The organism is Helicobacter enhydrae, assembly GCF_001693335.1.
Lineage (GTDB): Bacteria > Campylobacterota > Campylobacteria > Campylobacterales > Helicobacteraceae > Helicobacter_G > Helicobacter_G enhydrae.
The window spans coordinates 1214984-1236773 of record NZ_CP016503.1; the positions used below are offsets into that span (position 1 = coordinate 1214984).

17 protein-coding genes and 1 tRNA gene are annotated in these 21790 nt (G+C 43.2%); 14 read left to right on the forward strand and 4 right to left on the reverse strand.

Translation table 11 applies throughout. The annotated features are described in order from the left end of the window. Positions 1-39: 39 nt before the first annotated feature. From BBW65_RS05865 to BBW65_RS05925, 13 genes are all read left to right on the forward strand, one after another. Positions 40-867, forward strand: coding sequence for a peptidyl-prolyl cis-trans isomerase (locus tag BBW65_RS05865; RefSeq protein WP_199919403.1), 828 nt, complete (start codon positions 40-42; stop codon positions 865-867). Position 868: 1 nt separating this feature from the next. Then, a complete protein-coding gene (locus BBW65_RS05870; protein ID WP_199919404.1) occupies positions 869-1915 on the forward strand; it encodes a tetratricopeptide repeat protein in 1047 nt (348 codons plus the stop codon). Next, positions 1902-2327, forward strand: a complete 426-nt coding sequence (rnhA, locus tag BBW65_RS05875) for a ribonuclease HI (protein ID WP_066341843.1) — start codon at positions 1902-1904, stop codon at positions 2325-2327. Before BBW65_RS05870 ends, rnhA begins: the two co-directional genes overlap by 14 nt. Next, complete coding sequence (gene rnc, locus BBW65_RS05880) at positions 2324-3010, forward strand: ribonuclease III (RefSeq protein ID WP_066340989.1); 687 nt, start codon at positions 2324-2326, stop codon at positions 3008-3010. Before rnhA ends, rnc begins: the two co-directional genes overlap by 4 nt. Further along, entirely contained in the window at positions 3007-4056 is a 1050-nt protein-coding gene (gene aroC, locus BBW65_RS05885) for a chorismate synthase (protein WP_066340991.1), read from the forward strand. The genes rnc and aroC overlap by 4 nt, the downstream gene beginning before the upstream one ends. 10 nt (positions 4057-4066) lie before the next feature. After that, a complete protein-coding gene (gene panB / locus BBW65_RS05890; RefSeq protein ID WP_066340993.1) occupies positions 4067-4849 on the forward strand; it encodes a 3-methyl-2-oxobutanoate hydroxymethyltransferase in 783 nt (260 codons plus the stop codon). Then, positions 4850-5866, forward strand: a complete 1017-nt coding sequence (gene ruvB / locus BBW65_RS05895) for a Holliday junction branch migration DNA helicase RuvB (RefSeq protein WP_083986102.1) — start codon at positions 4850-4852, stop codon at positions 5864-5866. Continuing rightward, complete coding sequence (locus BBW65_RS05900) at positions 5863-6903, forward strand: AI-2E family transporter (RefSeq protein ID WP_083986104.1); 1041 nt, start codon at positions 5863-5865, stop codon at positions 6901-6903. The genes ruvB and BBW65_RS05900 overlap by 4 nt, the downstream gene beginning before the upstream one ends. Positions 6904-7023: 120 nt before the next feature. Beyond that, positions 7024-8757 (forward strand): L-lactate permease, encoded by a 1734-nt coding sequence (locus BBW65_RS05905; RefSeq protein WP_199919405.1) that lies wholly within the window; start codon positions 7024-7026, stop codon positions 8755-8757. Next, complete coding sequence (locus tag BBW65_RS05910) at positions 8663-9400, forward strand: (Fe-S)-binding protein (protein WP_066340996.1); 738 nt, start codon at positions 8663-8665, stop codon at positions 9398-9400. The genes BBW65_RS05905 and BBW65_RS05910 overlap by 95 nt, the downstream gene beginning before the upstream one ends. Beyond that, positions 9397-10827, forward strand: a complete 1431-nt coding sequence (locus BBW65_RS05915) for a LutB/LldF family L-lactate oxidation iron-sulfur protein (RefSeq protein ID WP_066341004.1) — start codon at positions 9397-9399, stop codon at positions 10825-10827. The genes BBW65_RS05910 and BBW65_RS05915 overlap by 4 nt, the downstream gene beginning before the upstream one ends. Beyond that, positions 10820-11443 carry a LutC/YkgG family protein gene (locus BBW65_RS05920; RefSeq protein WP_066341009.1) on the forward strand — a complete coding sequence of 208 codons (624 nt, stop codon included), beginning with the start codon at positions 10820-10822 and terminating at the stop codon, positions 11441-11443. Before BBW65_RS05915 ends, BBW65_RS05920 begins: the two co-directional genes overlap by 8 nt. A 687-nt stretch (positions 11444-12130) precedes the next feature. Further along, a complete protein-coding gene (locus BBW65_RS05925) occupies positions 12131-12583 on the forward strand; it encodes a hypothetical protein (RefSeq protein WP_066341011.1) in 453 nt (150 codons plus the stop codon). 575 nt (positions 12584-13158) lie between these two features. On the opposite strand, the gene BBW65_RS05930 is transcribed toward BBW65_RS05925, so the two are convergent. Continuing rightward, a complete protein-coding gene (locus BBW65_RS05930; protein ID WP_066341012.1) occupies positions 13159-18825 on the reverse strand; it encodes an autotransporter outer membrane beta-barrel domain-containing protein in 5667 nt (1888 codons plus the stop codon). 248 nt (positions 18826-19073) lie between these two features. On the opposite strand from BBW65_RS05930, the gene BBW65_RS05935 reads away from it, so the two are divergent. Continuing rightward, positions 19074-19364, forward strand: a complete 291-nt coding sequence (locus tag BBW65_RS05935) for a hypothetical protein (RefSeq protein ID WP_066341013.1) — start codon at positions 19074-19076, stop codon at positions 19362-19364. A gap of 4 nt (positions 19365-19368) precedes the next feature. Here BBW65_RS05935 and BBW65_RS05940 read toward each other — a convergent pair. The 3 genes from BBW65_RS05940 to mraY all read right to left on the reverse strand — a co-directional run bounded on the left by BBW65_RS05940 (position 19369) and on the right by mraY (position 21767). After that, positions 19369-19444 (reverse strand) — tRNA-Phe (locus tag BBW65_RS05940). Between the two features lie 38 nt (positions 19445-19482). Then, positions 19483-20712 (reverse strand): UDP-N-acetylmuramoyl-L-alanine--D-glutamate ligase, encoded by a 1230-nt coding sequence (murD, locus tag BBW65_RS05945; RefSeq protein ID WP_066341022.1) that lies wholly within the window; start codon positions 20710-20712, stop codon positions 19483-19485. Further along, entirely contained in the window at positions 20709-21767 is a 1059-nt protein-coding gene (mraY, locus tag BBW65_RS05950; protein ID WP_066341024.1) for a phospho-N-acetylmuramoyl-pentapeptide-transferase, read from the reverse strand. Before mraY ends, murD begins: the two co-directional genes overlap by 4 nt. Positions 21768-21790: the final 23 nt, after the last annotated feature.

Genomic DNA, 21790 nt, shown 5'->3' on the forward strand with positions numbered 1-21790 from the left:
GATGTCAGAGAGAGTGCCAATGAGATTTGAAGGAAAACAATGAAAAAAATATTATGTGTATTTGGGTTGATCGTAGGGTTGAGTGCGGAGAATATCATCGATGGCATTGCTTTGAAAGTCAATAATACCCCTATTATGATGTATGAGATCACGCAGATGATGCAACAAAAAAAGGTTTCCCAAAAAGAAGCGAGGCGTCTGCTCATCTTGAATGCCCTCAAAAAACAAGAAATACAAAGAATGCAGATTGAGGCTGATGAAATCAGTATAGATCAGCAAATTGATGCGGCTGCAAATATGAAAGGGGTGAGCCGTGATGAGTTTGTGGCAAATATGGTGAGTGATGGGTATTCTTACGAGGAGCTAAGATCGTTTTATCAAAACTATGTGCAAGAGGAATTGCTGGTTCAAAAAATCTTGTCAAACAATATCAAGATTGTCGATGAAAAAGAGTTGAAAAGGTATTATGAAACACATCAAGATGAATTTAGTATGCCCAAAGAAGTCACGATTGTGCAATACATCTCACAGAATCCAAAAGCACTAGCTAGAGCGATGAACAACCCCTCCTCCAAAGTCAGCGGTGTGGAAAAACGAGAGGAAAGGGTGGTTTTGAAGGGGATCAATCCCAACATCGCACAGATGTTTGCCCAAACTCCCAAAGGACAATTCACACAGATTGTCAATAACGGAGGGATGGCGTTAGCGTTTTTTATCAAAGACAAGCAGGGGAATGATTTGATGCCTTTTGATCAAATCAAGCCAATGATTATGCAACAAGTTGTTTTGTCCCGCAAAGATAAGATTTTGCAAGAATATTACGATCGTTTGTTGGCGAGTGCGATTATTGTTGAAATAAGGAATTAGTGTGAATGATATTGCACAAATCTATCGCGATCCACTCTTTGGCATCGCCATACTGCTAGGGATCATTGCCCTAGTTGTGTTGCTAGATTATGGTCGCAATATCTATCGCAAAAAACAAAAAGAAAAATCTTTGCAAGATTTGGTCAAATCTTATGAGCACAATGGGTTTCGCGATGAAATCGGGGATTTGCTCAAAGTCTCCCACAATCCATTACCCGCACTTGTGTTTTTGGCAAAAAGCTATGCCAATCGTGGCGAGAATCAACAAGCAATCACTATCTATCTGACTTTGCTAGATCGTTTGGAGGATTTTGCAGAAAAGATAGAGATCCTTGAGGAGTTGGGGCATTTGTATTATCAAGCTGGATTTTTGCAACAAGCCAAAAATATCTATATCGAGCTTTTGAAAAACGCTCCACGCCATTCTCACGCATTGATTGCTTTGGTAAGGGTATATGAAACGCTAGGGGACTACAAGGAGGCTATGGAAGTTTTGGAGTGTTTTGATGAACTCAATGAAGCACTCTCAAATGAGGACAGAGCGAAGCTCCGACTTGCGCGTCTTTATCTACAAACTCTTATTGTGATCAATGATGCTTTGATGCCATTTGCTGAAAAGCGAGAGAGGCTTTGTGAGGTGATGCAACAAGAATCCAAACTATCCAAAGTGATTTTGGGGTATTTGAAGTTTTATGATTTACCATTGTTTTGGGAAATGATTTCCACAAACGAAGTGGATCAAGTGATTGATTTGTTGTGGGATTTTCAAAAAGAGCAAGTGCCATTTGATGCCATTAGTGGTTCTCAAATCTGTGAGGTGTTTGAGGCGAAGGGATATTTGGAGGGGAGGGGGTGCAGTCATTTTGCCCTAGAGACGATACGATTGTTTGGGCGGTATTCTTCACAAAGTGTGCAACCGACATTTATGTATGTCTGTCTTGAATGTCAGACAAAGATACCATTTGATAGCTTCCGATGTCCTAATTGTGGAGAGCTTGGGGAGATGAGGTTGATTGTCAATCCTCAAAAATGCGATGAAGCAAGTTGAGATTTTTTGTGATGGCTCATCTTTGGGCAATCCGGGAGCAGGGGGGTGGTGTGCGATTATGAGATACCAAGAAGTGGAAAAAGTATTGAGCGGAGGGGAAATCAATGTCACAAATAATCAAATGGAATTAAGGGCTGTGATAGAATCACTCAAGGCTTTAAAATTTCCGTGCCATATCATACTCTATAGCGATTCGCGTTATGTGTGTGAGGGTATCAATACTTGGCTAAAATCGTGGGTGCAAAAGGATTTCAAAAATGTCAAAAACCCAACAATGTGGCAAGAGTTTTTGGATGTGTCTTGTAGGCATTTGATTGAGGCACGATGGGTCAAAGGACACAATGGGCATCCAGAAAACGAGAGGTGCGATAAGATTGCAAAAGCAGAAGCAAGTAAGAGAGTGAATAAATGAGAAAAAACAATTTGGAAATATTGCAACAAAAGATCGGATATGTTTTTGATGACAAAGAGTTGTTAGTTTGTGCGATGACACACAAAAGCTGCAAGAGTGCTTATAACAATGAGCGTTTGGAGTTTTTGGGCGATGCGGTGGTGGATTTGATCGTGGGAGAATATTTGTTTTTGCGGTTTCCAAACTTCCAAGAGGGCAAACTCTCTAAAATCAGAGCCGCATTTGTCAATGAGGAGGGGTTGGCGAAGTTTGCCAAAGCGATAGGGTTGCCTGAGTGTATCCGCCTCTCTAGTGCAGAAGATGCCAATGGAGGACGCCAAAAGCTCTCGATTTTGGCAGATGCGTTTGAGGCGTTGATTGGGGCGATTTTTTTGGAGAGTGGCTTGAAACAAGCCCAAGCCATCCTCAATCGTTTGATACAAGAGTTCTATGGCAATATCAATTTTGAAGAGATGATCACTGATTTTAAGACAGCATTGCAAGAAGTGACACAGGCGCGTTTTGCGTTGATTCCAGAATATGTTTTGCTCGCTCAAGAGGGTCCAGATCATCAAAAAAGCTTTGAAGTGGCTGTATGGATTGGGGGCAAAGAATATGCAAGGGGCGTGGGCAAAAGCAAAAAACAAGCACAGCAAGAGTGTGCAAAACTTGCATACCTGCAGTTGGAAAAAGAGGGCGAGTGAATACTTTTGGATATTATCTGAGATTGACGACTTTTGGAGAATCGCACGGAGTGTGTGTGGGAGGGGTGCTTGATGGGGTGCCTTCAGGTCTTGGTTTGGATTGGGCAAAAATCAATGATTTGCTAGAGAGGAGGAAGGGGGGACGCAGTCACTTCGTCACACAGAGAAAAGAAAAAGATGAGGTAGAGATACTCAGCGGTGTGTTTGAGGGCAAAACAACAGGAGCTCCTATCGCTTTTTTGATCAAAAATGCAGATTGCAAAAGTAGCGATTATGAGCAGATGAGAGAGTGTTTGCGTCCCTCTCACGCAGATTTTACTTATTTTCAAAAATACGGACATTATGACTATCGCGGTGGTGGGAGAAGCTCGGCTAGAGAGAGCGTGGTGCGTGTGGTGGCATCAGGGATCATCGAGCCGATCCTCAAAAGTCGCGGGATTGAGGTGTATAGCGGTGTGTGTGGGATCGGTGGCATTGAAGATGAAGAGCTAGATTTTGATTTTGCTTCCAAAAGCGAGATTTGTTCTATCACGCCAAAAAGGGAGGCTGAGCAAATTGAGCTTTTGCAAGAAGTGCGTCAAAGTCAAGATAGCATAGGGGGGGTTGTGGCTTTGTGTGCGAGGGGGGATCTGCTAGGGTTGGGTGAGCCTTTGTATCGCAAACTTGATGGAGCGTTGGCAGAGGCGATGATGGGGATCAATGGGGTGAAAGCCGTAGAGATTGGCAAAGGAATCAAAGCAAGTCAAATGAGGGGATCAGCCTATAATGATTTGCAAAATCGCGATGGGTTTTTGAGCAATCATTCAGGGGGCATTTTGGGTGGGATCGGGAATGGTGAAGAGCTTGTGATGCGTGTGCATTTCAAGCCAACGGCAAGTATTTTTCTCCCCCAAAAAACCATCAATCGCTTAGGGGAGGAAGTGGTGTTGAGATTGAAAGGTAGGCACGACCCTTGTATCGCGATTCGTGGTAGTGTCGTAGCAGAATCAATGATGCGTTTGGTGTTGGCAGAAATGATTCTAGGACAAAACAACTTTGAGATTTGAGGAGGACATAATGAGTGGCATCAATACAATACGCAACAAAAAGGGGGTGGAGAAAATCACAGCCATCACGGCTTATGATGCTTTGTTTGCCAAGATTTTTGATGCGGAGGTGGATTTCATCCTAGTTGGGGATAGTCTGTCTCAAAGCTTTGGCGGACATCCTGACACTTTGGGGGTGAGCATTGATGCAATGATCTATCACACCAAGGCAGTGTGCCGTGGAGCCAAAACCTCATTGATAGTCGGGGATATGAGCTTTGGTAGCTATCAGAATCAAAGTCAAGCCGTGCATAATGCCCTGCGTTTTTATCAAGAAACACAAGCAGGGGCGATCAAGCTTGAAGGTGGGATCAAGCGTGCCAAGATCGTGCAAAGCATTGTGGAAGAGGGGGTGGCAGTGATGGGGCATATCGGACTAATGCCACAATTTGCAAGGAGTGAGGGCGGATACAAAATCAAAGGCAAAGATGCAGAGAGTGTCAATTATCTCAAAGAATCAGCACTTGCATTGCAAGAGGCTGGTGCGTTTGCCATCGTGCTTGAGGGGATCAAAAGTGAAGTGGCAACGCAAATCACACAAATGCTCAGCATTCCAACGATTGGGATTGGGAGTGGGGTGGATTGTGATGGGCAGATTCTAGTTTGGAGTGATGTGTTTGGGTTTTTTGACACTTTTAAGCCCAAATTTGTGCGTCGCTATTTGGATGGCAGTGCATTGATCAAAGAAGCCCTGCAAGCTTTTGTGCAAGATGTCAAAACACAGAAATTCCCAACACAAGAAGAGAGTTATTGAGTGGAAAAGATTGGCATTGATTCGCGTCTTGTGGAGGTAGAGAAGCTTTCTTTTGAGGAAAGTATGGAGAAATCTTTGCGTCCCAACGCTTGGAATGAATATATCGGGCAAGAACAAATCAAAAAAAACCTCCGCGTGTTTATCGAGGCTTGCAAAAAGCGTCAAGAGTGCTTAGATCATATATTGTTTTTTGGTCCTCCGGGGCTTGGCAAAACGACAATCAGCCACATCATCGCTACACAAATGGAAGCCGACATCAAAGTCACCGCAGCCCCAATGATTGAAAAAAGTGGAGATTTGGCTGCGATTTTGACTAATCTTGGTCAAGGGGATATTTTGTTTATCGATGAGATTCATCGCCTCTCTCCTGCGATTGAGGAGATTTTGTATCCTGCGATGGAGGATTTTCGCCTTGATATTATCATCGGATCAGGTCCGGCGGCTCAAAGCGTGAAGATTGATTTGGCACCATTTACACTCATTGGTGCGACAACAAGGGCAGGAATGCTTAGCAATCCTTTGAGGGATCGTTTTGGTATGAGTTTTAGAATGCAGTTTTATAGCATTGAGGAGCTAGGCAAGATTTTGGTGGGGGCAAGTGAGAAGCTAGGCATAGGGCTCACGCTTGAGGCTTCTTGTGAGATTGCTAAGCGTTCTAGAGGCACTCCACGCATTGCGATTAGGCTTTTGAAGCGTGTGAGGGATTTTGCACAAGTGGCAGGTGAAGATGAGATTTGTTTGGAGCGTGCAAAATTTGCTTTGAGTGAGCTTGGGGTCAATGAAAACGGCTTTGATGAGTTGGATTTGCGTTATCTTGAGATTTTGATCCAAAATCAAGGCAAACCGATTGGACTTAGCACCCTCTCAGCTGCGATGAGCGAAGATGAAAGCACGATAGAAGATGTCATCGAGCCGTTTTTGTTAGTCAATGGGTATTTTGAACGCACAGCCAAAGGGAGGGTGGCGACTTCCAAAACATTGTCATTATTTCATCAACATCAGGAGAGTTTGTTTTGAATCATAAAGTCAAACCTGTGTATTTCTTTTGGATTATTTTTTTTGGTAGCGTGTATGCGATGGCATATCTCTATAATGCTTTTTTGATGAATATGCTGATTGCTTTGTTGTTGTGCATTTCAACATATTTTTTGAAAAACTTCTTTGATCGTTTTTTGCCTTGGAATTGGTTGGCGTCTTTTGTGAGTGTTTTGGTGCTTGTGGTGCTTTTTGCATTGCCAATGTATTTTGTGGTGAGCAAGGGCATAGAGTTTGTCAATAGCATTGATTCTGCCAAATTCAATCTATTTGTTGAGGCAAGTAAGGCGAAGATTTTGTTTTGGCTGAGTGGGTTTCCTGAGATTTCTATGCGGATCAAAGGGATATTGAGCGAGTTTTCTGGAAGCAAAATATTAGGTCATGCTTTGAGTATGAGTGCTGATTTTGCGAAATGGAGTGTGGCATTTGTGGGCAATGTCGGCTTCATCGTCGCGTTTTTGTATTTCTTTTTTTATTACTCCAAAGCATTCACTAGCTATGCACTCAAAATGATTCCACTAGAGAAACAGCAAGTGATGGCTCTGTATAATGAAGTGAGTGGCGTTTTGAGCGTGGTGTTTTTCACTTCGGTTTTCAATATTTTGATTCAGGGTGTTTGCTTTGGCGTTGCAAGTTATTTTTTGGGTTATGATGGGTTTTTGCTCGGTGTGCTTTATGGGATAGCCTCGCTTGTACCTGTTGTCGGAGGTGCGATCGTGTGGGTGCCTGTGGCGTTTCATCAACTTTATTTGGGGAATAGTCAAGGAGCTATTTTTGTCGCATTGTATGGTGCTGTGTTTATCGGAGTGCTGATTGATAATGTTGTGAAACCGATATTGATTTCTCTGATCGCCAAGAAGATCATCAAAACTTCGGTAAAAATCAATGAAATGTTGATTTTCTTTGCGATTTTGGCAGGTATCAGTGTGTTTGGATTTTCAGGAATCATCATCGGTCCTGCGGCTACGGCTTTGTTTATTGCATTGCTTAGAATCTATGATAGCAATTTTAGGGTTTGATACCAAAATACACGGAGCGATAGAAAATATTCAAAATTTCTAAGTCTAGTTCATCAAGCTTGTTAAAATGGTTCAAAGAAATTTAACCAAGTTTTTATCTTTTAATTGAAGGAGTTGCAGATGTTAAACATTGCTTTGGCATTTTTGCCGATTGTTTTGATTTTGGTGATGATGATTGGATTGAAGCAATCTTCACGCTTGTCTTTGAGTTTGGCTCTAGTTGTCAGTATCGCTGTGGGTTCATTGGTATGGCAAATGGACTTCACGGCAATCAGTGCTTATGTGTTGTATGGGTTTCTAAAAGCGTTTGATATTTTGGTGATTGTCTTTGGGGCAATTTTGATTTTGAATACGCTTAAGTTTAGTGGGGGGATGGATACCATCAACTCTGCGTTTAGTGCTGTTTCTACAGATCGCAGAATCCAAGTTTTGATCATCGGCTGGGCTTTTGGGGCATTTATTGAGGGTGCTGCGGGATTTGGGACACCTGCTGCACTTGCTGCTCCTCTTTTGGTGGGACTTGGATTCCCCGCACTTGCTGCAGCGATGAGTGCTTTGATCCTCAATTCAAGCCCTGTGAGCTTTGGTGCCGTTGGGACGCCCACCAATGGTATTCAGACAGCGATTGGCAAATTGCTTGAGGCGGGTGGAATCGATGTGGCAAACTATATGTCAGAAGTTACGATTATCACTGCAGGTATCCATTCTGTTTCTGCGATGATTATCCCAACACTTGTTGTGTTTTTGCTAGTGAAATTTTTTGGCAAGAATCGAAGTTTTGCTGATGCGTTACCTGCGATTCCTTTTGCACTCTTTGCTTCAGTGATGTTTATCATTCCTTATTTTTTGATTGCGAAGTATGGTGGATATGAGATCCCCTCTCTTGTGGGCGGATTGATTTGTTTGGGGATTTTGGTTTTGGCTGCCAAAATCGGATTTCTCACTCCCAAAGAAAGCTGGGATTTTGATCACCCCTCTCAATGGGCTGATGCGTGGATTGGTGCACAAAAGAGTGAGGCACAAGCACATAGCAAAAAGATTAGCCTTGTGATGGCTTGGCTTCCTTATTTGTTGATTTCTCTGATTTTGGTGATCACAAGAATCCCCGAATTTGGTCTCAAAGGACAATTGACATCTCTTGGGATTAGATTCCCTGAAATTTTTGGCGTTAGTAATACGGCTTATAAATTTGCTTATGCCTATTTGCCCGGAATCATTCCATTTATGCTTGTTGCAATTTTGACTATTTTCTTGCACAGAATGACTGCACAAGAGGTCAAAGATGCGTGGAAATCTACTTTTAAGCAAGTAGGTGCAGCTGTGATCCCATTGTGTGCTGGTGTGGCAATGGTGCAGTTGATGGTCAATAGTGGCAACAATCCGATCCATTTGGATTCTATGTTGAAAGTAATGGCACAATTCTTTGCTGATATTTCTGGTCACGCTTATGTGGTGGTTGCACCTTTGATTGGTGTGTTGGGTGCGTTTTTCTCTGGCTCAAATACCGTATCAAATATTTTGTTTTCGCCATTGCAATTTGAGGCTGCAAATTTGGTCGGACTAAAAACTCAAGTGATTATGGCATTGCAAAATATCGGAGGGGCTGCAGGTAATATGATTTGTATCAACAACATTGTCGCAGCGTGTGCGACCGTTGGATTGATCGGCAAGGGTGAGCACCAATCTTTTGCCTTGCTTTTTGTATTGCGTCATCACGGTGAGTGTGGCTGCTTTATTTTTGTTGTAGGAAAGGATGGCAATGAAAGTTTATTTTTTTGGGACTTGTTTGGGGGGCGTGGCGTATTCACAAGCCCTTTTGGACTCAATCAAATTGCTTCAGCATTTTGGTGCTGAAGTGATTTACAAAAAAGATCAAAGCTGTTGTGGGCAACCTAGTTTCAACTCCGGATATTATGAGGAAACGCGTAAAGTTGCTTTGGCAAATATGCGTTTGTTTAGTGAGCCATATCCTGTGGTGCTTCCTTCTGGCTCTTGTGGCGGAATGATGATGCATGATTATTTGAAATTGTTTGAAGATACTCCTCATTTTCAAGAAGCACAAGAGTTTTGTGCTCGTGTTTATGATTTGAGCGATTTTTTGTATCAAGAACTCAAGGCAGAATTGTTGGACAAGGGCGAACCTACGCGTGTGACTTGGCATACTAATTGTCACGCATTGCGTGTGGCAAAGTGCATTGATTCTTCCAAAGGCTTGTTGCGAATGCTCAAAAATGTGGAGCTAGTGGAGCTAGAAAACGAAGAGGAATGCTGTGGTTTTGGTGGGACTTTTAGTGTCAAAGAGCCTGAGGTGAGTCAAGCGATGGTTGAGAAAAAAGTCGCAGACATCATCAGCCAAAATGTAGAATACATCATCTCTGGGGATGGTGGTTGTTTACTCAATATTAGCGGGGCTTTGAAATATCAAGGACATTCAATCAAGCCTATGCATTTGTATGAGTTTTTGGCAAAACGCATTGGAATTGATGGAGGTCAATGATGGATTCTCAAGCACTCATTTCAGAAAAACTAAAAGATCAGCAGTTGAGAGAGAATCTCCTCAAAGGGATGAATCTCCTCAAAACCAATCGCAAAAATCTTCTCAAAGATCGCTATGGGGATTGGGAGGCTTTGAGAGAAGAAGGACGCAAAGTTAAAGAAAGTGCTTTGGCAAGACTTCCGGAGCTTTTGGAGAGGTTTGAGCAGAATGCGAGTAAAAATGGCATCAAAGTGCATTGGGCAGATACCCCTCAAGAAGTCAATGAAATCATCCACAAGATAGCTCAAGAAAAGGGTGCCACCACAATCTTGAAGGGCAAATCTATGGCGAGTGAAGAGATACACTTCAATCACTATTGGGAGAGCAAAGGGGCTAAGGCGATCGAAACAGATTTGGGGGAAATCATCATCCAGTTGATTGATGAGCGTCCTGTGCATATTGTTGTTCCGGCGATTCACAAAAACCGCTATGAGATTGGCGAGATTTTTGAGAAGCATTTGAAAGTAGAGCGTTTCAGTGAGCCTGAGGATTTGAACAGAGTGGCAAGAACTTATTTGCGTTCAGAGTTCAAAGAGTTCAAAATGGGGCTTTCGGGAGTGAATTTTGTCATTGCTGATGAAGGAGCGATTTGGTTGCTTGAGAACGAGGGGAATGGCAGAATGAGCACAACGGCTCCAGATGTGCATGTGGCAGTGTGTGGGATTGAAAAAATTGTAGAAACCTTTGATGATGCTGTGATTTTGGATACTTTGTTGGTTCCTTCTGCGACGGGGCAGAGTATCACTTGCTACAACAATATCATCACCTCTCCACGCAAAGATGGCGACAAAGATGGTCCCAAAGAGGTGCATGTCGTGCTTTTCAACAACCATCGCACCGATATTTTGGCACACAAGCATTATGCCAAGGCGTTGAGTTGTATCCGTTGCGGAACTTGTATGAATCATTGTCCTGTGTATGAAAAGATCGGAGGACATGCTTATGGTGCGACTTATCCCGGTCCTATTGGAGAGGTCATCTCCCCACAGCTATTTGGGATTGACAAATATGGCTATGTCCTCAATCTCTGCTCCTTGTGCGGTCGTTGCTCTGAAGTGTGCCCTGTGAAGATTCCTTTGGCAGAGATGATTAGAGACTTGCGTGCAGAGCAAGTGGGTGATGGCAGTGGTGAGAAGATTTTGGGGATTGAGCGTGTCAAACCCAAAATAAGTGAAAAGCTAAGTTTCAAGGCTTTTGCAAGTGTGGCGACGACTCCTTGGGCGTGGAGGTTGGCATTGTCTAGTGCAGGGACATTGGCTCCATTGCTCAAAGTTTTGAGTGGAGTGTTACCTGCGTTGAAGCAATGGACTTCTTGTCGTGCATTTCCTGATCTTGATAGTAGTTTTCAACGCAAGGTCAAAGAAATGAAAGGAGTGGTATATGAGTAAGGCAACAATACTAAGAGACATCAGCAACGCACTCAAGCAGAATCCATTGAGTGTTGAAAAGGCTCATTATACAGACATCATCATTCCTGTGGAGCAAGATCCAATCGCAGAATACAAGCGTTTGCAGGCACTCAATCGTGCTGTAGTCATTGAGTGTAGCAAGGAAGAGATCGCTTCAAAAATCAATGAGGTGGCGACAAAAGAAAACATCACAGAGACGCTCATCCCCCAAAGCCTAATGCACCTTGATTTGTCAATCCAAAAGGTTTGTTATGACAAAACAATGGAAGAGATGAAAGATATTCTTTTTGAGATCCCTTGTTCTGTAGTTGAGGCAGATTATGGCGTGGCGAATTTGGGTATCACCTCTATGGTGTCCTCAAGCAATCAGCCAAGGCTTGCGTCTCTGATTACGCGTTGCTGTGTGATTTTGCTTGACAAAAACAAAATCAAGCCAAATATGTCCGCTGTGCTTTGTGATGTCAAAGCCAAATACCCTCAGGCTTTGCCTAGCAATATTTTGTTTATCGCAGGTCCTTCAAGAACGGCTGATATTGAGTTGCAAGTCGTGTTTGGGGTGCATGGTCCTCAAGTGGTGTATGTGGTTTTGTATTAGGTGATAAAAGGAGAGGGGTGGCACTTTTGCTTTGGCAAAAGTTTTGTTTTTGGGGTTTGCAAACCACCACCTTGAGTGATTCTTGAAACTCTTGGTTTCTCTTTTCAAATTACTTTGACAAAAGCACATTTTCTAATTTTTCAGGCTTGGCTTGGTGTTTTTCTTTTATAAAGTTGGCTTGAGCAAACCACCCTTTATGCAATTCTAGAATCCCCTAGGATCTCTCTTAAGGGGGATAAGGGGAACTTATAGCAGCGTTCCCCTTATCCCCCTTAACAACCCCCATAACCCCAGCATTGCATTAGCAAGGCTCGTTCAAGATTACATTGACTTGGAATCTTTTTTGGTTCTACAAGGTTGGTTTGGGAAGCAGTTGTTTGTGCTTATATTGAAATAGTGGGGGTTTTGTGTTTTTGTGATTTTTAAAAAAGTTGCAACAAGATTCTAAGAATCAAAAACAAAACTTTTCACAAAGATTCTAAAGATTCTAAGAATCTAGATTCAATTCAAATCAAAAAAACAAATCTAAAACATCAAAGAATCAAAACAAAGTCAAATTAATGTGGGTAACACACAAAAAGCGGGTAGGGGTTTGGGGGATTTTAAGGGGGATAAGGGGGGTGCCTCGCAATAAACCCCCTTGTCCCACTTATAGAAAAAAGCAAAGTGGGATTTGGTAACTAGAAAGTGTGCTTTGGCAAAACCAATCTCAAGCAAGATTTCATCAAATTTGAAAAACCAAGAATCCGTGCTTCATTCAAGCCAAGATTCGACAACTCAAGAATCACCAAAGAGCGTAGCCTCTTAAGCCAACTTCAAAAGGAAGCCCTAGGGATTCTAGAATCCCTCAAAAGTGTGCTTGTGCAAAAGCAAGAAACGAAAAGAGAGGCAGCGAACAGCGTTCTACAAACCGCACTTTTGGCGATTTTAGAATCTTTTGGGTTCTACAAGGTTGGTTTGGTCAGCGGTTTTCTTTGCTTTGATGACTTAGTGAGGATTTTTGAAGTTTTGATTTTGTATAATCATATCTGTGTTGGAGAAGGACGCTTCCTTGTGAAAGGAGGTGGTAAGTATGGATTTAACATTCCAACTTATAAGGCTTCTGCTAGCTTTGGTAGAGCTAGTAAAAGCTTTTCTTGAGCTAATCGCTCAATGATTTAAAACTTAATCAAGAGGCATTATACTCAATCTAGCTAAAGTTTTGATTGATTCTTCAACACAGCAAAAATATACAAGGAAGTTAAGTCCTTAAACGGAGGCTAGATTGAGTTGGGATTATTCCCAATGCCTCTCCCCCCTTGTAAATTTTCTTACGCAGTTTTTGCATTGCTTGTTCTCCCATACTTCTTTTTGGTGATTCTAGAATCTTTTGGATTCTCTTTTTAAGTTGCTTTGAGCAAAGCACCCTTTATACAATTCTAGAATCCCCTAGGATCTCTCTTAAGGGGGGCAAGGGGAACTTATAGCAAGCGTTCCCCTTATCCCCCTTAACAACCCCCATAACCCCAGCATTGCATTAGCAAGGCTCGTTCAAGATTACATTGACTTGGAATCTTTTTTGGTTCTACAAGGTTGGTTTGGTCAGCGGTTGTTTGTGCTTATATTGAAATAGTGAGGGGTTTGTGTTTTTGGAGGTTTTGTTGGTGGGTATGGATAAGAGAGGGGGGATCCCATCTCTTTGATCTACTACTCAAGCGGGGGGCTTGGGTAGTGGGTTAGTTGGTGGATTCTTGAGTGTCCTCTACATCTGTTGTCCCCTCTTTTTCCTCTGTTGTTTGGACTTTGAGAGGTGCTTTGTTGTCCTCTTTGTCTGTCATTGTAGCTTTTGTGGCTTTGTCTCCGAAGCTATATCTTGCTCCAACATTCACTTGATAGAGCTTTTTGTATATGTCTCCGAAGTTTGTCTCAACATCAAGATAAATTCTTGTTGCCTCTGCCACTTCGACATTGGTCCCGACATTTAGCACGAAGCGTCCATTGGAAGTATAGGATTCTGTAGGTGTTGCCAAATTGTTGTTAGCAAAAGTGACTTTGTTTTGCCCTCCATTGATGACATCATATTCATAGAATGTCCCCACATAGAGTGAAGTCGCCCAATCCTCTCCTCTAAACTCTTTGCCAAAGCTCGCACCTGCACGAGAACGCACAAGGAGAACTGATTGTTGGTTGGCAGTGAGCTCATTGGTGCCATCAAGCATAGCTTTGAAATCAGAGGCAGAAAGGTAGCCTAGACCGATCTCTAGTTGTGGATCGATGAACCAGCTGTTGTTCTCACCCAAAGCGAAGCGATAGCCCACTTCGTTGGAGAGTAAGAAAGCAGGGCTAGAAGTCGTGCCAGTGGTTGATTGGTCACCACTGATTTTGAAATCAGAAGTGATGTAGCTAAATTTGGCAATCGTGTCATTATACAAGCCTACATTGCTGATGTAGGAGTTATATACTGCCACTTCAAAAGCTCTAGATTTGATGTCATCTAGACTTCGGCTAGCACCATCTTTGTCTTTGAGCGTGAGGCTTTTCCCAAATGATGTGGCATAAGAGAGTGCGACACCTATGTAGTTTTTGGCATTATCCAAATCAAGTGCATAGTCATAGCCTCCTTGTGCAGTCACATAGCTTGTTTTAGTTTTGACACCGAAGTTAGATTCTTGACTTCCGCCAAACACTCTAGCCCAAACCCCTTGATTGTAGGGGTTGTTTCTGAGATCTCCAAGTCTTTTGTTGATAGAGTTGAAGTTGGCTGTGAATAAATCAAAATTGAGTGCAAGGGCAGAGGAAGTGATTTGCTGAGTCACTGCATTTGCTCCACCCAAATCAGCAGAGTATAAGAAGTAAGTGGCGTATTTGTCGCCACTTGTGTAGTTGCCTCCGTTTTTATCGGTCTCGCCTTTTTTAAGCTTGAAGCTTATATTTTGTCCGTTTTTTACTGTGTCGGTGGCAAAAGTGATGACAGATTTGCTTCCGTCAGTATCTTTTAATGTCACAAGGGCGATACCTTTGTTTTGCCCAGCCAACTCTTTGATTTTGTTGCCAAGTTCTTTGGCTGCATTGGCACTATCGACATCGATTTCAAGATTTTGTTGTGTTGCAGTCCCACTTGGTAATTCATTGCTAATCACAATGCGATCGGCATAAACATCGCCACTTGCTGCCTTGACTGCTGAAGCATAGACTTTGAAAGTGTAGCTATTGTCTGCAATCTTTGTGTTATCAAGCGAACCGATTTCAAGTTTGTTGTAAGTGTGACTGCTTCTTGCTGCATCATTGGCGGGTTTGCTTGAAATATCCAATGTGGCAGTTCCAGTAGGAGTAGCCTCTCTTGATAGCGAAGTGATTTTGTTGTCTGTTCCTCTCAATGCAAGAGTCGCACCACTATTGAGTGTGACATCAAGTTTTTGGCTACCAGTAAGACTAACTGCTTGTAGAATCGTTGTGCTTGTGCCTGTCACATTAAGAGCACTTGTTCCAGCAGTGCTTGCTGTAAGTGTTTTGATTGTGCTAGTTCCACCAAGATTGAGGGTGGTTGTTTTGGTTGCTGCTGTAGCAAATGTGACATCTACTAGATTGCCACCAATGCTATTGATTGTTGTTGTTGCATTCTCAGTAGCACCTGTTTTACCGATTGTGAGGGTAGCGGCTGAAGTAGCTGTAACTCCTGTAGCTGCTGCAGTAGTGCTAACATCTCCAAGCACATTGTTTGTTCCCTCTAAAGCTAAGCTTGCTTTGTTTTCACCAAATACTACATTGGCACCACCACTGACATTGCCTGTGATAGTTGTGGCTTTAGCAGTAGCGGCACCTTTGAGCTTGAGTGTTCCGTGCTTACCTGTAGTCACTGCAAGGCTTGAGAGCGTATTGTCACCCTCTTGTAAATCAAGGATACCTGTTGTCTTTGCTGTATCTCCTGCGAGTGTGACATCAAGTTTTTGGCTACCAGTAAGACTAACTGCTTGTAGAATCGTTGTGCTTGTGCCTGTCACATTAAGAGCACTTGTTCCAGCAGTGCTTGCTGTAAGTGTTTTGATTGTGCTAGTTCCACCAAGATTGAGGGTGGTTGTTTTGGTTGCTGCTGTAGCAAATGTGACATCTACTAGATTGCCACCAATGCTATTGATTGTTGTTGTTGCATTCTCAGTAGCACCTGTTTTACCGATTGTGAGGGTAGCGGCTGAAGTAGCTGTAACTCCTGTAGCTGCTGCAGTAGTGCTAACATCTCCAAGCACATTGTTTGTTCCCTCTAAAGCTAAGCTTGCTTTGTTTTCACCAAATACTACATTGGCACCACCACTGACATTGCCTGTGATAGTTGTGGCTTTAGCAGTAGCGGCACCTTTGAGCTTGAGTGTTCCGTGCTTACCTGTAGTCACTGCAAGGCTTGAGAGCGTATTGTCACCCTCTTGTAAATCAAGGATACCTGTTGTCTTTGCTGTATCTCCTGCGAGTGTGACATCAAGTTTTTGGCTACCAGTAAGACTAACTGCTTGTAGAATCGTTGTGCTTGTGCCTGTCACATTAAGAGCACTTGTTCCAGCAGTGCTTGCTGTAAGTGTTTTGATTGTGCTAGTTCCACCAAGATTGAGGGTGGTTGTTTTGGTTGCTGCTGTAGCAAATGTGACATCTACTAGATTGCCACCAATGCTATTGATTGTTGTTGTTGCATTCTCAGTAGCACCTGTTTTACCGATTGTGAGGGTAGCGGCTGAAGTAGCTGTAACTCCTGTAGCTGCTGCAGTAGTGCTAACATCTCCAAGCACATTGTTTGTTCCCTCTAAAGCTAAGCTTGCTTTGTTTTCACCAAATACTACATTGGCACCACCACTGACATTGCCTGTGATAGTTGTGGCTTTAGCAGTAGCGGCACCTTTGAGCTTGAGTGTTCCGTGCTTACCTGTAGTCACTGCAAGGCTTGAGAGCGTATTGTCACCCTCTTGTAAATCAAGGATACCTGTTGTCTTTGCTGTATCTCCTGCGAGTGTGACATCAAGTTTTTGGCTACCAGTAAGACTAACTGCTTGTAGAATCGTTGTGCTTGTGCCTGTCACATTAAGAGCACTTGTTCCAGCAGTGCTTGCTGTAAGTGTTTTGATTGTGCTAGTTCCACCAAGATTGAGGGTGGTTGTTTTGGTTGCTGCTGTAGCAAATGTGACATCTACTAGATTGCCACCAATGCTATTGATTGTTGTTGTTGCATTCTCAGTAGCACCTGTTTTACCGATTGTGAGGGTAGCGGCTGAAGTAGCTGTAACTCCTGTAGCTGCTGCAGTAGTGCTAACATCTCCAAGCACATTGTTTGTTCCCTCTAAAGCTAAGCTTGCTTTGTTTTCACCAAATACTACATTGGCACCACCACTGACATTGCCTGTGATAGTTGTGGCTTTAGCAGTAGCGGCACCTTTGAGCTTGAGTGTTCCGTGCTTACCTGTAGTCACTGCAAGGCTTGAGAGCGTATTGTCACCCTCTTGTAAATCAAGGATACCTGTTGTCTTTGCTGTATCTCCTGCGAGTGTGACATCAAGTTTTTGGCTACCAGTAAGACTAACTGCTTGTAGAATCGTTGTGCTTGTGCCTGTCACATTAAGAGCACTTGTTCCAGCAGTGCTTGCTGTAAGTGTTTTGATTGTGCTAGTTCCACCAAGATTGAGGGTGGTTGTTTTGGTTGCTGCTGTAGCAAATGTGACATCTACTAGATTGCCACCAATGCTATTGATTGTTGTTGTTGCATTCTCAGTAGCACCTGTTTTACCGATTGTGAGGGTAGCGGCTGAAGTAGCTGTAACTCCTGTAGCTGCTGCAGTAGTGCTAACATCTCCAAGCACATTGTTTGTTCCCTCTAAAGCCAAACTTGCTTTGTTTTCACCAAATACTACATTGGCACCACCACTGACATTGCCTGTGATAGTTGTGGCTTTAGCAGTAGCGGCACCTTTGAGCTTGAGTGTTCCGTGCTTACCTGTAGTCACTGCAAGGCTTGAGAGCGTATTGTCACCCTCTTGTAAATCAAGGATACCTGTTGTCTTTGCTGTATCTCCTGCGAGTGTGACATCAACTAAACCGCTATTAGCGGCAAGTGCACCTACAAAACCAAGTTTCTCGCCTGTAACTTTGAGGTTAAGATTCTGATTAGCGTTTGCAGTGACTGCAGCATTGATTGTTGTTCCTTTGCCTTTTACTTCAAGAGTAGAAGTTGTATTTGCTCCAAGAACTAATGCTTGAACTTTATTCTCTGCTGCTCCACCAAGAATGAGTTTTGAATGACCTTCTAAAAAATTTACCGTCAGCTTGTTATCTTTACTAGCACCTGTAAGACCGCCACTGATCTCTGTAGTTGCTTTCGCGTTATCGCTCGCACCACCTTTGAGTTTGAGAGTGACAGCTGTTAATGGAGTACTACTACTACCACCACCACCAAGTGCTTCCAACTTAAGGGTAGTGATTTGATTGTTTATTCCTTCTAGTGTAAGAAAACCATTATCTTTTGTTAAAGCAACATTAGTTTGTGCACCTTCGCCTGTGGTGACATTCCCTGAAATAGTTCCGTTGTTTTGAAAGGTTAGGTTTGTTACTACACCCTTGCCATTTGTTGTAACATTACCACCAATAGTAGCGACTTGACCAAAAAGGAGTTTAGCTAGAAGATCGTGATTTTCGTTACTGCTTGCGTCTTTTCCGATTATGATGTTTCCCGTTATGCCTTTCTCAAAGTCTGCTATAAATCTATTCTTTGCACTATCAGCCCCAGTTCCTAGAGTAGCCTGCCCAGCTTTTGCTAGAACTTCAATGTTGCCTTTCAAAGAGGTTTGTGGTTTTTGATCGCCAGTCGGACTGCTAACATTGACTTTCATTACATAATCAATGTCGGCTGCAGTGTTGGTGGCAAAATCAAATACGAGAGTCCCACTTCCATTAGCACCCACTTGAAACCCTTTACCTGTTCCAGATTCTAATCCCAAATAATGGTCATTATTTTTTGTTGCTATGATCAAATTGCTTGTATCCCCACTTGCCTCGACAGCAGATTTGCCATTAGCACCGAATTGAAAGGTGAGTTTGTCGATATTATGTTTGGTATTTGAATTCATTTGGAGCAGTGGCATAACAAAACCATCGTTAGTGCTAGTGCCTGCTTCCAATATAAAAGATTGAGAAGGCTGATTTGTTAGTGTTAGTGGTAAGGTTACATTCTTATCTTTCTGTGGAGCGTCGACACTAGCATTAGGGTCGGTACAGATTCCAAAACTAGCACCATCAATACTACACGCCGCCGATGCCACGCTCATACTCAATGCCAAAGCCAGCGAGCTAGCAACGAGTGGTTTGAACAATGTGGAGGTGGATCCTCCTGTTTTGCTATGTTTGATTTGATTTTTACATGTTTGTTTCATGGTGAAAACTCCTTAGATCGTTTTGCAACGAGAGATTTACAATTTTGATAAATTGAACGCACTATTTTATACAAAATCCGTGTGGCAAAACTCAAAATTTTGCAAATCACAATGAGGTTTGATATGCCCCCCCCCCCTACTATGTTTTTGGATGTTTTGGAAGTTTGTGGGATAGGGGGTTTGATGTGGTTTTGTGAATCTGCAAATCATTATAGAGGGGATAGGGTGGGGGGAGGTGGGCTGTAGAAGTGCGTCGTGGTATCGTGTCGGAGTCAGTCAGTCGATCTTGGGGTGGGGGGTGGTCTAGAGAGATAGCCGTGCGTGAGAATGGGGCTTGGGACGCTATGAGTGGGAAAATATTGAGAAATCTGCTACTTTTGGTAACTTTGTGGGGAGATAGAGAGGGGTTTGATACAGGTTTGGGTGGGGGGCAGTTGATTGATCGGGTTTGGAGGGTGTGCCAAAGAGAAGCAAATACAACATACTCTAAAAAAGGCGTCTTGAAACTTGTAAGGAATGCCAAAATAAAGGGGAAATGATAGATGGTGGCTTGAGGCGGAATCGAACCACCGACACGAAGATTTTCAGTCTTCTGCTCTACCGACTGAGCTATCAAGCCTTTTGCAAAACACGAATTCTATCTGAAAAAAATAAAAATCAGCTTAAATCTTTGACAAGCTCGACAAAACGCTCTCCCCGCTGTCTGTAAGATACGAACTGATCAAGACTTGCCGCAGCTGGAGAGAGTATCGCGACGCTTTGGTGGTCGAGATGTGCGTGGATTTGTCGCACGGCACGATCTAGAGTGAGGGATCGCGTGCATTGGATGGCGTATCGGTCTGCATACTTTTGGATACGCGAGGCATTGCTGCCGATCGCCAAAATCTCGACTTCTTGAAGTCTGATTTGTGCGAAAAGTGGGGCGAGATCTGCACCTTTGTCATCGCCCCCCAAAATCAAAAAGACTTTCTGATGTTTGTAAGTGCGTAATGCCCAAATGGTGGCATCGATGTTTGTGCCTTTGGAGTCGTTGATCCACAAACGCCCTCTCGCGTCAAGGATTTTTTCCATTTTGTGGGCACCCAGTCGATAATCCTGCAGTTTGGCACTCAAATCGCATTGTGTCAGAAGTTTGGCACCTATGATTGCTAGAAGTGCGTCAAGGAGAAAGGGCGGATCAAAAGGTATCGCAGAGTCGATACCAAATCGCTCCTTGAGATCCTCCTCGCTTGTGTAGCCGATGATTGTGGCTTGTGAAGCTTGAGCGATTGGGTGGGAAATGTATTGCTGTGGGATGATGGCAGTGGCGTCAGGACGCATGTTTGCAAGCGGGCTTAGCTTGGCTTGTGTGTAGTTTCCAAAGCTTTTGTGCCAAGAAATATGATCTTGGCTGAGCGGGAGGAGGAGGTAGATCTGTGGGGTGCTTTGGTGCGTGTAGTGCAGGGTGAATGAGCTTGTCTCCAAAATCCAAATCTTTGGCTGTAGGTGTAGCAATTCTGCCAATGGACGCCCGATGTTGCCACCTGCGACACCTCCAAAATCAGAGAGCAAATGCTCTAGCATTTCTGTCGTGGTGGTTTTGCCATTGGTGCCACTGATCCAGATCTGAGGTTGTCGGATGTTGGGGAGGATGTAGTCATACTCGCTGATGAGTTTTGGGCTTTGGGCGATGAGTGGGTGGTGTGGCGGGATACCGGGTGAAGGGATCGCAAAGTCGATTTGATGGATGTATTGATCGAAAAGTTGGCTAGGGATGTAGTGGTTTTGTTTGGTGTCTGTGTGGATTTGAGCAAACGAATCATCAAAGATTAGGCATTGTGTGCCTTGGTGGTTGCATAGCTCAAGAAGGGCTTGATTGGTTTTGCCAAATCCAAGTAATGCGATCATCGGATTTTGAGGCTAAGCAATGCGACAAGATTGCTCAAAATCGCAATGATCCAAAAGCGAATGATGATTTTGTTTTCTGCCCAACCTTTGACTTCAAAATGGTGGTGAATGGGTGCCATCAAAAACACTCTTTTTTTACGCATTTTGTAGCTACCGATTTGTAAAATCACAGAGAGTGTCTCGATCACAAAGACCAAACCAATCAAAAACAACAAGATTTCATTGTTGGAAACAATCGCCATATATGCGATAAAAGCCCCAAGTGCAAGGCTCCCGCTATCTCCCATAAACACTTGAGCAGGGTGGCAGTTATACCACAAAAAGCCAAAGAGTGCACCGATAAGGGCGACAGACACGATGACTAGCTCCCCACTCTGAATCACTTGGGGCCAAAGAAGATATTGCGACAAATTAGAATGCCCACCGATATAGACAAAGACAGAGAGGGAGATAAGAGCACAAATGCTTGGCACTGTGGCTAAGCCATCCAAACCATCTGTGAGATTCACCGCATTGGATGTCGCCAAAAACACAAGAGACCAAAACAAAATAGACAATCCGACGCCCAAATCAAAGAGAGGTTCTTTGACAAAAGGAATGTAGAATTTGCCTTGATGTCCAAGGGAGATGAGGGCATAAGAGATCAAAAGTGCAAACAACAAAAGCAAAGTGAATTTGAGTCTAGCACTGATTCCTGCATTGCTTCTTGCTGAGATTTTCATATAGTCATCTTTTGCACCCACGATACAAAATAATGCCAAAGTGAGAAGCCCCAAAAGTGCATAGGAGTTTTGGATATTGATACACAATAGACTTGCGATCAGAGTGCTACTCACAAACACAAGCCCTCCCATTGTCGGAGTGTCTTTTTTGTTTTGATGTGTGGGGACAAATGAGGAAATGGGTTGGTTGGCTTTTTGGGCTTTTGCCCATTTGATAAACCAAGGCATACAAAAGACGCTAAAAGCAAACGCGATAAAAAAACTCAATCCTGCACGAAAGGTGATGTATTGAAAAATATTGATTCCAAAAAGAGAGTAGAGATAGTAAAACATTGTGAATGCCTCGGAGTGAAAGG